Raw genomic sequence first — 12784 nt, 5'->3', positions numbered from 1 at the left:
ATGAACGAAAATCCTGGGAACTATCTTACCAAATCCCCCACTTATAAAAGGACTACTATAAAATCTAAGAAAAAACATAAAAGAAAACAGTTAATACGAGCTACTCGCTATATCTTTTTCTGGTTACTTGTTTTATGTGTAGCTGTGTTAGTAAAGAAAACCTTCTTTTCTTTTCCTACTTCTTCAGTTCCTGAGACCATTCTCTATTCAAGTGAGAGCTCAGACATATTAGCAGATGCCAACTACTCAGATTATCCAGCTTCGCTTCTAGAGCTTGCCGAAAAGAAACCTGAAACTATCGCTTTTGTAAACAACTATGGCAACTACCTAGCTAACCTTGAGGATAAATCTCCTATTTCTATCACGAAAGACTATACTCCTGGAGAAATTCCTTTATTTATTCAATGGGATACAAGATGGGGCTATGAACACTATGGAGATGATTTTATTGCCGTAAATGGTTGTGGTCCTACGGCTCTTTCTATGGTAGCTGTAGGTCTCACTGGAAATACCGAACTCAACCCAAAAGCCATAGCTGACTTTAGCTATGAACAAGGTTACTTGGTAGAAGGACGAGGCTCCAGTTGGGATCTCATGACAAAAGGAGCAGAGACTTTAGGTCTTACCAGTGAAGAACTACCTTTAAATGACGATGTTATTATTAGTCGCCTTACTAATGGTAATCCTATTATTGCAAGTATGCGCCCCGGAGATTTTACCACTTCTGGACATTTTATTGTTTTAACAGGTATTGCTCCTAATGGAAAAATTATTGTTAATGATTCGGATAGCTTAATTAGGAGCAATCAAACTTGGGACCTAGATACACTTACTAAACAAATAAAGAACCTATGGGCATTTAGCTCATAGGTTCTTTATTTGTCTTATCAAAAATTATTTAGCTTGTAAAAGCTTCTCCTTAAAGGTCTCTTCTTCATCAATATCTCAAAAAATAAATGCTATTTACTACAAAATATATTTTTTTTAATAGATATCTTAATGTATTTTGCTATTATTTACTATTATTTGTTATTATTTATAGAATAATTAAAATAATCCTATTATAATGTCTGTTGTATAGGACCTATTATTTACACAAAGGAAGGAACTTCTCATGCGCAAAAAAGGAATTGTTATTAAGTTAATTTCATGCTTTTTAGTAGCTATTATTGTACCACTTACATTTTTAAGTATTATGTCTATCCAGAAATCCCATAGCGTTTTAACAGATAATATGCAACTTACTAGCTTTCAAACGCTTAAAGAAAGTAAGAATAGCTTTGAACTCTACTTAAAAAACTTAGGCCAACAACTCAATATTCTAACTCGTAAAAATGAACTAAAGCATATGGAAGATAGTGGCTCCTTAGAAGATAATGTGACTGCTATTGAAGACTCTATCGTTGCTGCTCTTAAAACAACAGAGGGTGCCCTAAGAGGCTATTATGCTACTAATAGTGGTAAAGTCGTTACAGCTTGGTATACTGTAGAAAATGGAAAAAATATTCCTCATCATACCCTTGAAAATGACGACTACACCGATAAACCTTGGTTTAAAAATGCCATCGGTTCTTCTTATAGAAGTGGTGTATATGCTATTTTTACTGAACCTTATATAGATCCTACAACTAATAGACTTATTATTACTGTTTCCCAAGAAGTGAAAGCTAATAAAGAACAAGTAGGTTGTGTTGCTATAGATATCTCTTTTGATGAAATAAAAAAGTTCGTCCAAAATATTAACCTATTAAACACAGGCTATGTACTTTTAGCCAATGCAGATGGCACAATCTTAGTTGACAATAATCGGAATACATTTATCAAATCTAGCTTAACCACACTTCCTAACTGGAATGATATTAAAGACCAAAATCAAGTTAATACTCAGATTAATTTAAATGGACAAACAGTTAATGTGGTTATTTTTAATGACGAAATTACTAACTGGAAACTAGTCGGTGTTGTTAGTGAAAAAGAAATTTCTGATAGCTTAAATACGATTGTTTACTTTACCTTAGGCACTGCTCTTATCGGTATTATTTTAGGTATTATAATTGCTATAGCTGTCACTACTATGATTAAGCGAAAACTCAATTATATGAATAAAGCCGTTAGTGATGTAGCCAAAGGAGATTTAAGTAAAAACATCCAACTTATTGGTAATGATGAATTTACCGACTTAGCTAATAATTTTAATAAGATGATTACAAGCGTATCTATCCTCATTCGTAATGTTGACTCAGCTTCTCATGCACTATTAAAGTCTTCTGATGAGATTGCTACTATTAGCTCTGAAACTAGTGATTCTACAAAAAATGTATTTGCTGCTATAAGTGATGTGGCTCATAGTACAACCAATCAAGCTCATCGTATACAAGAAGCAAGTATCCATGTAGATAATTTAGGTAGTATTTTAGCTGAAACCAATGCTTATATTAACAAGCAACTCTCCCCTGGCACTCAAGATCCTTTAGATACTGATCCTTCAAGTGTCTTTAACGACATTTTTACCAGGGCTACTGCAAGTACCAATATTGCTATTACTAAAGTTGAGAATATAGCCGCTGATTCTGAAGAAGTTGCTGCAGCTGCTGAAGAGGTTTCTGATTTAACTAAAAATGTTAATCAATCTCTTATTAAATTAGATGAACATACAGAAGAGCTTAAATACATGGCTAAAGACCTAAAAGCTGCTCTTTCTCACTTTAAATTAAAAGAATAAGCATTACATAAAAAGGAGCCTATGCTTAATAATTTAAGCACAGGCTCCTTTACTCAAAGCTTATATTAAAGTTTTTTTACGAATTCAGATTTAAGCTTCATACCACCAATCCCATCAATTTTACAATCAATGTTATGTCCATCTGTAGCATCTTCAATTAAACGGATGTTCTTTACTTTTGTTCCTATTTTAATAACTAATGAACTTCCTTTTACTTTAAGATCTTTGATAACTGTTACAGAATCTCCTTCATTTAAAACATTACCATTTGCATCTTTAATAGCACTTGCATCTTCTTGTTGGGTCTCTGTCGTTGGCGTCCACTCATAAGCACACTCTGGGCAAACTAAAAGCGTCCCATCTTCATAAGTATATTCTGAATTACATTTTGGGCAATTCGGCAAAGTTGTCATATTTCTGTTCTCCATTCTTTGTTGTACATTCTAGTCCATCTATCATAACATAGTCTTAAATACTTGACAAATTTTTAAGTTTTTTATCTTGACTAGTTTGCCCTATTTTTTATTTTGTATCAGCTAACTTATCCTAACCTATTACTTTTCTTTGTCTGCTATACCTCTAAAAGAATGATATCCTTTAATAGCTATCGTTTCACTTGGAATGGCCCAATGAATACCTAATTCATTAGGTAATTTTTTCTCTTCATAGCAGCGTTCTAATAATCTATCTAGTTCTTTAACATAAACAGATTTTTCATCTTCAAAAACAAGTTCTTTAGGAAATTCACGAACCGCAATATACTGCATAGCGGCATTAGCAGCTATAACCCCTGGTAAAATAGTTTCTACATCACAAGCTACTCTTTCTCTTGTTTGTATAGCTTCTGCTGCGCGTAAATAATGCTTAAAACGCCCTTCTTCTGGAGAACCATAAACCATTTGTTCTCCTATATGAGTATGTACAACTATATTTTCTTCTTCTCCTTCTGGGAAGTTTACAGTAGCTTTTTCTAATTCAATGGTAAATCTAGGTCTTTTTGCTTCTTTCGCTGCAATAGTAGCTAGATATAATAACTCCTGTCCCTCACTAGTCATCATGCGCATAAAAACAGTATCATATCCTTCCACTTGATGGGCTCTGTATCCTTCTCCTTCAATACTTACAGGATAAGCTGACTGCTGCATCGTTTCTCCACATAAAAAAAACAAATTGTGCAAAAAGTGAGCTGCTCCATTACTCATAACAGACTCTAAAATATACTTACCATTCTCACCCTGTATTTTCCCTTTCCAGTTACTATCTTCAAAGTAGCTTTTAGGTCTATTCCAGTTAACTACTGTTTTAATACTTTTAATAGCACCATATTTGCCAGCTAAAATATCTCTTTTTAGATGCTGTATTGCCTTAGAATAGGACCACTGGAAGTCTACTGCAACAACCTTTCCTAATTGCTCCGCTACTTTCTTTATTTCCAGACATTCATCTATAGTAGGTGCTAATGGTTTCTCACAAAACACATTAACGCCGTGTTTTAAAGCACACGTGACTTCCTCATAGTGGACATGCATGGGTGTCGTAATAATGGCTAAGTCCACTTCATTTTCTACTAAACATTGTTCTAATTTCGTATATAACATCACACCATTTTCTAGTAGCTTCTCATAATACTCATTAGCTGTAGGATTTCTGCTCACTACTCCAACTAATTGAATATCTTTAGAGATTTCTTCTCTTAGTATTTCAGTTATAAAATTTTTTCCATAACCATTTAATCCTGTTAATATAACCTTAATCCTTTTTCCCATAGTCTTCTTCCTAAAATGATCTATTTTTTTATAATCGTATAGCTACTATAATACATGACTTTTTCGCTATTATTTTCTATTTAACTCTAACTATTGAGAAAATGCAACCAATTTTATGTATAGTAGTTAAAGACAGCAAAAAATACGAAGCGTATTTCCGAGAGGTAGCCCTTATCCTCTCATTTCTGCCTAGCATCATTCCTCATAAACGCTCAGACAACTTTATATTTATTGGCTAGTGGTTGAAATGTACAGAAAAATATTGTAAATTATACTAAACACTTGTTAATAATAATTTGATTTCAATAAACTAGTAACTTAAATACCAAATTAACTAAAAAGGAGAGAAAACATGATTTCAAATGAAATGCTTCAGTTAGGAACAAAACGCTCTGTCATCAGAGAAATCTTTGAGTATGGTAAGATAAGGGCAGGGGAAATTGGCGCAGAGAATGTCTATGACTTTAGCCTTGGTAATCCTAATGTACCAGCTCCAGAATGTGTAAAAGAGGCTCTTTTAGAATTATTAAATTCTAATGATTCTAATGTTCTTCATAGCTACACCTCAGCACAGGGCGATGCTGGTGTTAGAAAAACCATAGCAGATTCTATTAATGAAAGATTTGGTACGAATGTTACAGCTAATCATATTTACATGACGGTAGGAGCTGCTGCTTCTTTATGTATTTGTGCTAAAGCTCTTACAATGCCTGGTGATGAGTTTATTACTTTTGCGCCTTTCTTCCCCGAATACCGTGTCTTTGTAGAGTCAGTAGGTGCAAAACTTAAAGTAGTTCCTGTTAATACTGATAACTTCCAGATTGACTTTAAGAGTTTTAAAGCCCTTCTTTCTCCGAATACAAAAGCCATCATTATGAATTCACCAAACAACCCATCTGGTGTCGTTTATTCAGAAGAAACAGTTAAAGAATTATGTAGTATTTTAGAAGAAAAATCTAAAGAATACAATCATCCTATTTACTTAATCTCCGATGAACCTTACAGAGAAATTGTTTATGATAACATTAAAGTACCCTACCTTATGAACTACTATAAAAATACTTTGGTATGCTACTCTTACAGCAAATCTCTTTCTTTACCTGGTGAAAGAATTGGTTACATTGCCGTATCAGATCAAATGGAAGATGGCGGCAATATGTACGCTGCTATCTGTGGTGCAGGTAGAGCCCTTGGCTATGTTTGTGCACCAAGCTTATTCCAATTTGTTATTCAAAAATGTATCGGTGCTACTTCTGATATTAATGCTTATAAAGAAAATAGAGATATTCTTTATAATGGCCTTACTAAGTTTGGTTATGATTGTGTTCGCCCAGATGGTGCCTTCTACCTCTTTGTAAAAGCTTTAGAAGAAGATGCTAATGCCTTCTGTGAAAAAGCTAAAAAGTATGAACTTCTCCTCGTACCTGGTGATGATTTTGGTTGCCCTGGTTATGTAAGAGTTTCTTACTGTGTTAAACAATCACAAATCGTTAACTCATTACCAGCTTTTGAGAAACTTATTCAAGAATATCAAGCATAAAAATTTTATTAGGGATTTGGTTAGCTGCCCACATATGTATAAATTTAAAGACCAATAGATGGTTCCACCTGTTTTTACAAACTTCTCTAGCCCAATAAAATATTAAACCAGAGTCCGACGTAAAAAAGCACTACTAAGAAGCTGAATGCTTATTAGTAGTGCTTTTTTGATATCTTATCCTTTAAGGGTTTAGAAAGATTAGCGCCTATCTTCTCACGAAATACTTCACAGTATCAACATATTATCATATCATTAAAATATAAGACAAGTGAGAAGTGAAAACAGCTGTTCTAGAATTAATTACAGAATAAAAAGGAGAAATAGTAAAATGAATGTTTCAGTAACACATATTGCACTCTATACAAATGATCTAGAGCGTACAAGAGAATTCTATATGAAATATTTTAATGCCAAGAGCAACGAAAAATATGTAAATGCCAAAGGATTTTCCAGTTACTTTTTATCTTTTGATTCAGGTGCTAGATTAGAAATAATGGCACATGAGTTATTAGAATATCGGGAGCCAAAGGATCATGTAAATGGCATTCACCACATTGCTTTCTCTGTAGGCAGTAGAGAAAATGTCATTACTCTCACAAACCAAATAGTACAAGATGGTTATCCATTGCTAAGTGCACCAAGAGAAACTGGGGATGGTTACTTCGAAAGTTGTATAAGTGATCCAAATGGTATTAGGATTGAGATTACTGAATAACAAGCATATAACTATTCAGCCATATAAATAGAAATTTGTCGGGGACTTTACGGGCTATATGGGCGGAACTGAGAGAGGGTGGCTACCTATCGTGGCTTGGCTCCGCATTTCCAGTAGGCACTAAGCTCACTTTTTTGGATGAACGTCCACAAGCTCGGTTCCCGGGGGCACGTGGACTAAGTACCATCCAAAACGTTCGCTAAGTGCCTACTGAAAATACTCCGAAGTCACCCCGTCAGGCAGCCACCCTCTCTCAGTTCTACCAGCAATAACGCGTAAAGTCGCCTCCATTAAGTGTTTTAAGAAAAAACAAAACTTGTTATTATCTTTTTTCTGCACTTTGCACTTAGGGGTTTGAACACTTAAGAGATCAATAATGCTTGTAAGGCTCCCTAGCTTCCTTACAGAGCTACTTCTTGGCAAAATAGACTTATGGGAAGCTTTATACGTTATTGCCTTGGGCGCCTGCCCCCGGCTTCGAGTATTTTTTAACTGTCGTTACGCCTTCTTTCCACGCTGCTTCACTGTCTTGGATGTTTATGAGGTCAACAACGTTTGTGAAAATGAGTGGGTATGGGTGCCTGGAGTAGTGACTTGGGAGCATTTTTTAGAAGCACTTAGTGAACGTTTTAGATGGGTTTTAGGCAGCTGTTTGAACGAAGTGAGTTCTGCCATTCATCTAAATAAGTGAACTTAGTGCTTCAAAAAATGTGAACCGGAACAACGGAAGGCACCCATACCCACTCATTTTCTCTCAGACGTACTTCTCATAAACGCCAAGACAAATTTCTATTTACCATACTAACTAAATACTATTTATTATTTAATTACTTAACGATTTCGTAAGGCCAGTAAATAATACCACCCATATCATATACGGAGGTATATCCTAGATTTAATAAGGTATCTCCTGCCATAATGGTTCTTACACCACTTCTACAATATAAATAGATAGTTTGTTCTTTATCTGGAATCATATCCTCAATCTGGTATTCTAGTTCATTAACTGGTACATTAATGGCTCCTTCAATATGACCTTCTGCATATTCCATTTTGGTTCTTACATCTAATAATACAATGCTTTTGTCTGCATCTAGATTCTGTTTAGCTTCTTCTATACTGATTCTTTGTACTTCTGCTATTTCGTCCATTTTAGTTCTCCTTCTAGCTACTGTCTATGGTTAATCATTTAGAATTGTTCCTTGTCTATTAGCGTTCTTGACTCTTTAACTTTACCTAAATGAGTTTATAAAGTCAAATCAATTGCTTTTCTGTCTTTTTTAATTTAAATAAACCCCAGCAATATATTGCTAAAGGATACATAGATACTATTCCTAACCATCTCATCATTAATAACTCATCATCTCTAATTTTCATATTTGAATATCCATATGATTCTAGAAGTTCTATTCCTATTTTTTCATGTTCTAAATGAGATAGGGTGTTTATTATCTTTTCTGCTTTTATATAACCTTCATTCCTATCGATCATCTCTATAGTACCTACAACTTCACTTATAAATACATACTCCTTATCACTTTTCCAAAAATGAAATATCTGACTTATGCCTATTCCCAATATAAAAACATATAGTAATCCAAGAAACATTGCGCCTATATATGGTAAATATTCATTTTTTCTAATAGGAGTATGTGCTATCCGTCTTATTACAATTATACTTATTATTAGCACTACTATCCCCAATATAATTATTTCTATGGCTATGCCAGATGGATTCAAAAAACCTTCAAGCTCTCCCCTTATATAGCCTTTTTCCTGTAATAGACGATTACCCGCCTTTATTCCTATATTATCTCTTTTTAATATAACTTCTTTCATTATTGAATCTAACTCTGGATATTCTATATGTACAGTTCCAATGACCTTAGCTACAAATAAGTACCTATCTCGGTTCATCCAATTAGTAGCACCTATCGTTACTATACTTCCCCCACCAACTATAATGATCAGTGCCACTAATAAGCCTTTAATTTTTGAAATCATTGTATCCCCTCCTTATTTCATTCTCTCTATTTAATCTATATTTAATCATGCATCTCCTTTTATATGTTATAGTCAGAATTTTACATCAATTATATCTTATCACTAGATACCTTATACTACAATCAAAAAAGGACATATTTAAGAGTATAAATGCTCTTAAATATGTCCTTTATTTGATTTTCCTTATATTATAGGAAGTTATATTAATCTTGCTCTAGGGCACCTGTATACAGTTGATAATAAGTACCTTTCTTTGCAATTAAGTCTTCATGATTACCACGTTCAATAATTCTTCCTTGATCAAGTACCATAATGACATTTGAATTCTTAATAGTAGATAAACGGTGGGCGATAACAAATACTGTTCTGCCTTCCATAAGTCTATCCATACCTTCTTGAACAATCTTTTCTGTACGTGTATCAATACTTGATGTCGCTTCATCAAGGATGAGTACTGGTGGATTAGCTACAGCTGCTCTAGCAATGGCTAGTAGCTGTCTTTGACCTTGGGAAAGATTAGCACCATCTCCAGTGAGAACTGTATCATAGCCATGTGGTAGGTGTTTAATAAAGTACTCCGCATTAGCCAGTCTTGCAGCTGCTTTAACTTCTTCATCTGTGGCATCTAGTTTTCCATAACGGATATTCTCCATAACTGTACCTGTAAATAAATGTGTATCTTGAAGTACAATTCCTAGAGATCTTCTTAAATCATCCTTTTTAATTTTATTAATGTTAATGCCATCATATCGAATTTTCCCGTCCTGAATATCATAGAAACGATTGATTAAGTTGGTAATAGTAGTTTTCCCAGCTCCTGTTGCACCAACAAAGGCGATTTTTTCACCTGGTTTTGCATAAAGTTCTATATCATGAAGAATAATCTTCTCATCATTGTAACCAAAGTCTACATGATCAAAGACTACGTCACCTTCAAGCTTTTGGTAAGTTGTTGTGCCATCTTCTTTATGATAATGTTTCCATGCCCAAATTCCTGTTCTCTCTTTGGTTTCCACACATTCACCATTTGCGCCTATTTTAGCATTAACTAATTCCACATAACCTTCATCTTCTTCTACCTTTTCATCTAATAATTTAAAAATACGGTCAGCTCCAGCAAGGGCCATAATGATTGCATTGAACTGTTGTGAGATTTGAGATATAGGTTGGGTAAAGCTCTTATTAAATTGTAAGAAGGATGCAAGTGCTCCTAGTGTAAAGCCACCTACACCAGCAATTGCTAACATTGAACCAACAATAGCTGTTACCACATAGTTAAGGTTACCCATGTTGTTCATAATAGGCATGAGAATATTAGCAAACTTATTAGCATTGTTTGCACTGTCAAAAAGTTGTTCATTAAGTTCATTAAATCGTTTGATACTGTCCTCTTCATGACAGAATACCTTAACAACCTTTTGTCCTTCCATCATCTCTTCAATATAACCATTAACTGCTCCTAAGTTCTTTTGCTGTTTCATAAAATAGCTACCACTTTTACCAGTAATGCTCTTAGTTACTACAAGCATTAAACCTACCATGATTAACGTAACCAATGTGAGTGGCATATTTAAAAAGAGCATGGCAATAAACACACTTATAATCGTAATACTAGAAGCAATAAGCTGTGGCATAGATTGGCTAATCATTTGTCTTAAAGTATCTGTATCATTGGTATAAATACTCATAATATCCCCATGTGCATGAGTATCAAAGTATTTAATAGGTAACTTCTCCATATGCTTAAAAAGGTCATTTCTAATGTTCTTCATTGTCCCTTGGCATACAAAAATCATAATACGATTGTATAAATAGGTAGAAAAAACACCTACTAAGAAAATAAGTGCTATCTTCACAAGTGCACCAAGTAATTGACTAAAATCAGGATTATTTGACCCTAAAAGGGGCATGATATAATCATCAATTAACTCTTGTATAAAACTAATTCCTTTTACACTAGCTAATGAACTAATAAGAATGAGGAAGAAAACTACAATACAATGTAGTTTATAATTCTTAAAAATATAAGCCATTAATCTTTTTAAAGTCTTACCAGGGTTCTCAAGCTTCATATGTCCTTTACCTGGACCCATTGGACCTTTTCCATGTCCCATTGGCATCTTATTTTGTCTCATTTTCTTCTGCTCCTTTCATCTGTGATATATAGACATCACGATAAATGTCACAGCTAGCTAGGAGCTCTTCGTGATTGCCCATGCCCTCGATTTTTCCTTCGTTTAAAACAAGGATTTTATCTGCATCTTGAATAGATGAAATTCTTTGGGCAATAATAATTTTAGTTGTATCTGGTATTTCTTCCTTAAAGGCTTTTCTAATAAGTGAATCTGTCTTTGTATCAACTGCGCTTGTAGAATCATCTAAAATAAGAATTTTAGGCTTTTTAAGCAAGGCTCTGGCAATACAAAGTCTTTGTTTTTGACCACCTGATACGTTACTTCCACCTTGTTCAATGTAAGTATCATATTTTTCAGGCATTTTTTCAATGAATTCTGCTGCTTGTGCAAGCTCACATGCCCTGATAATCTCCTCATCACTGGCTTCTTTATTACCCCAACGCAAATTTTCTTTGATAGTACCGGAGAATAAGACATTCTTTTGAAGTACCATAGCCACTTCATTTCTAAGGGTTTCAAGATCATAGGCTCTTACATCTAAGCCTCCTACTTTAACCTTGCCACCTACTACGTCGTAAAGTCTTGGAATAAGTTGTACTAAGGAAGACTTAGCACTACCCGTTTCACCAATAATACCAATGGTCTCTCCTGATCGAATAGAAAAGTTAATATTCTCAAGTACACAGTTACTTTTATCTTTGTTATAAGCAAAATCTACGTTTTCAAAATCAATTGAACCGTCTTTCACTTCATAGATAGGATTTTTACCATTTGTTAAATCTGTTTCTTCATTAATGACCTCTACAATACGTTCGGCTGAAGCGCGTGACATGGTGATCATTACAAATACCATAGCAATCATCATCAGACTCATTAAGATATTCATAATATAAGCAAATAAGCTCATGAGCTCCCCTGTTGTTAAGCTTCCACCAACAATCATCTTAGCACCTAACCAAGAAATGAGTAAGATACACGCATAGATAGCAAATTGCATCACTGGCATATTTAAGATAATAAGTTTTTCTGCGTTAACAAACATTTGATAAAGGTTTTCACATGCCTTCTCAAACTTATTCATTTCATGTTCCTCACGTACATAAGCTTTAACCACACGAACCGCATTAATATTCTCTTGTACGCTAGCATTTAAATCATCGTATTTCTTAAATACTTGCCTAAAAACAGGGTGTACTTTTCTTATAATTAGTGTCAACGCCACACTTAAGAAAATGATAGCCCCAACAAATACCATTGAAAGTCTAGCATTAATCAAAAAGGCCATAATCATAGCACTAATCAGCATAAATGGTGCTCTTGCACAAATACGAATAACCATTTGATAAGAATTTTGCACGTTAGTAACGTCAGTTGTAAGTCTGGTTACAAGCCCTGCTGTTGAATACTTATCTATATTAGAAAAAGAAAAATCCTGTATATTGACAAACATGGCTTCCCTTAGGTTTTTTGCAAAACCACTACTTGCTTTTGCAGCATGTTTTCCTGCTATAGCGCCAAAGAGTAATGCTAGCATGGCTGCACCAATCATACAAACTCCCATGAATACTACGTGTTTCATATCGCCGTTTTCTACTCCATTATCTATGATGGAAGCCATCATAAATGGTATAAGTACTTCCATAATAACCTCAAGTACAATAAAAACGGGTGATAGAATAGATGACTTTTTATATTCTTTTACCTGAGCTAGTAAGGTTTTTATCATCGCTGTTCCTCCTCTATATCTTTATGTCGTTTTACTATTTTATAATTAGCTTGCTAACTATTGTAACAAAAAAATTTTTTATCGTCTATAGTCAGTTCTCTACCCTTTAATAAGCAGAGGGAATTCCCCTCTGCCCTAACATATAGTGCAATATTTAACATCTTAACTGGTCTATC

At 34.2% G+C, this 12784-nt stretch carries 10 protein-coding genes; 4 read left to right on the top strand and 6 right to left on the bottom strand.

Annotation, left to right across the window (positions count from 1 at the left end):
• Both QTL86_RS22595 and QTL86_RS22590 read left to right on the top strand, forming a co-directional pair.
• Positions 1-870, top strand: coding sequence for a C39 family peptidase (locus QTL86_RS22595; protein ID WP_410496107.1), 870 nt, complete (start codon positions 1-3; stop codon positions 868-870).
• 244 nt (positions 871-1114) lie between these two features.
• Positions 1115-2722: a cache domain-containing protein gene (locus QTL86_RS22590; protein WP_410496106.1), complete on the top strand. Its 1608-nt coding sequence runs from the start codon at positions 1115-1117 to the stop codon at positions 2720-2722.
• Between the two features lie 65 nt (positions 2723-2787).
• Here QTL86_RS22590 and QTL86_RS22585 read toward each other — a convergent pair whose 3' ends face one another.
• Together QTL86_RS22585 and QTL86_RS22580 are read right to left on the bottom strand one after the other, a co-directional pair.
• On the bottom strand, positions 2788-3135 hold the full coding sequence (locus QTL86_RS22585; RefSeq protein ID WP_410496105.1) for a zinc ribbon domain-containing protein YjdM: 348 nt from the start codon (positions 3133-3135) through the stop codon (positions 2788-2790).
• 141 nt (positions 3136-3276) lie between these two features.
• On the bottom strand, positions 3277-4488 hold the full coding sequence (locus tag QTL86_RS22580) for a Gfo/Idh/MocA family protein (protein ID WP_410496104.1): 1212 nt from the start codon (positions 4486-4488) through the stop codon (positions 3277-3279).
• Between the two features lie 352 nt (positions 4489-4840).
• Here QTL86_RS22580 and QTL86_RS22575 point away from each other — a divergent pair, with 352 nt between their 5' ends.
• Together QTL86_RS22575 and QTL86_RS22570 are read left to right on the top strand one after the other, a co-directional pair.
• Positions 4841-6028, top strand: coding sequence for a pyridoxal phosphate-dependent aminotransferase (locus QTL86_RS22575; RefSeq protein ID WP_013658396.1), 1188 nt, complete (start codon positions 4841-4843; stop codon positions 6026-6028).
• Positions 6029-6356: 328 nt separating this feature from the next.
• Entirely contained in the window at positions 6357-6743 is a 387-nt protein-coding gene (locus tag QTL86_RS22570; RefSeq protein ID WP_410496103.1) for a VOC family protein, read from the top strand.
• Positions 6744-7570: 827 nt separating this feature from the next.
• On the opposite strand, the gene QTL86_RS22565 is transcribed toward QTL86_RS22570, so the two are convergent.
• From QTL86_RS22565 to QTL86_RS22550, 4 genes are all read right to left on the bottom strand, one after another.
• Positions 7571-7894 carry a rhodanese-like domain-containing protein gene (locus tag QTL86_RS22565; RefSeq protein WP_127067761.1) on the bottom strand — a complete coding sequence of 108 codons (324 nt, stop codon included), beginning with the start codon at positions 7892-7894 and terminating at the stop codon, positions 7571-7573.
• 103 nt (positions 7895-7997) lie between these two features.
• The gene (locus QTL86_RS22560) at positions 7998-8747 is read right to left on the bottom strand and encodes a hypothetical protein (RefSeq protein ID WP_410496102.1); all 750 of its coding nucleotides are present in this window, start codon (positions 8745-8747) and stop codon (positions 7998-8000) included.
• Between the two features lie 203 nt (positions 8748-8950).
• Positions 8951-10882: an ABC transporter ATP-binding protein gene (locus tag QTL86_RS22555; RefSeq protein ID WP_410496101.1), complete on the bottom strand. Its 1932-nt coding sequence runs from the start codon at positions 10880-10882 to the stop codon at positions 8951-8953.
• A complete protein-coding gene (locus QTL86_RS22550; RefSeq protein WP_127067763.1) occupies positions 10869-12608 on the bottom strand; it encodes an ABC transporter ATP-binding protein in 1740 nt (579 codons plus the stop codon). Before QTL86_RS22550 ends, QTL86_RS22555 begins: the two co-directional genes overlap by 14 nt.
• Between the last annotated feature and the right edge of the window lie 176 nt (positions 12609-12784).

The sequence above is a fragment of the Cellulosilyticum sp. ST5 genome (genome assembly GCF_046529625.1).
Taxonomy (GTDB): Bacteria; Bacillota; Clostridia; order Lachnospirales; family Cellulosilyticaceae; genus Cellulosilyticum; species Cellulosilyticum lentocellum.
This window is presented reverse-complemented; position numbering and strand designations above follow the sequence as displayed.

What these genes read in the sequence shown, in the direction of transcription:
- QTL86_RS22595 (WP_410496107.1), top strand. Translation starts at nt 1, where the DNA reads ATGAACGAAAATCCTGGGAACTATCTTACCAAATCCCCCACTTATAAA.
- QTL86_RS22590 (WP_410496106.1), top strand. Translation starts at nt 1,115, where the DNA reads ATGCGCAAAAAAGGAATTGTTATTAAGTTAATTTCATGCTTTTTAGTA.
- QTL86_RS22585 (WP_410496105.1), bottom strand. Translation starts at nt 3,135, where the DNA reads ATGACAACTTTGCCGAATTGCCCAAAATGTAATTCAGAATATACTTAT.
- QTL86_RS22580 (WP_410496104.1), bottom strand. Translation starts at nt 4,488, where the DNA reads ATGGGAAAAAGGATTAAGGTTATATTAACAGGATTAAATGGTTATGGA.
- QTL86_RS22575 (WP_013658396.1), top strand. Translation starts at nt 4,841, where the DNA reads ATGATTTCAAATGAAATGCTTCAGTTAGGAACAAAACGCTCTGTCATC.
- QTL86_RS22570 (WP_410496103.1), top strand. Translation starts at nt 6,357, where the DNA reads ATGAATGTTTCAGTAACACATATTGCACTCTATACAAATGATCTAGAG.
- QTL86_RS22565 (WP_127067761.1), bottom strand. Translation starts at nt 7,894, where the DNA reads ATGGACGAAATAGCAGAAGTACAAAGAATCAGTATAGAAGAAGCTAAA.
- QTL86_RS22560 (WP_410496102.1), bottom strand. Translation starts at nt 8,747, where the DNA reads ATGATTTCAAAAATTAAAGGCTTATTAGTGGCACTGATCATTATAGTT.
- QTL86_RS22555 (WP_410496101.1), bottom strand. Translation starts at nt 10,882, where the DNA reads ATGAGACAAAATAAGATGCCAATGGGACATGGAAAAGGTCCAATGGGT.
- QTL86_RS22550 (WP_127067763.1), bottom strand. Translation starts at nt 12,608, where the DNA reads ATGATAAAAACCTTACTAGCTCAGGTAAAAGAATATAAAAAGTCATCT.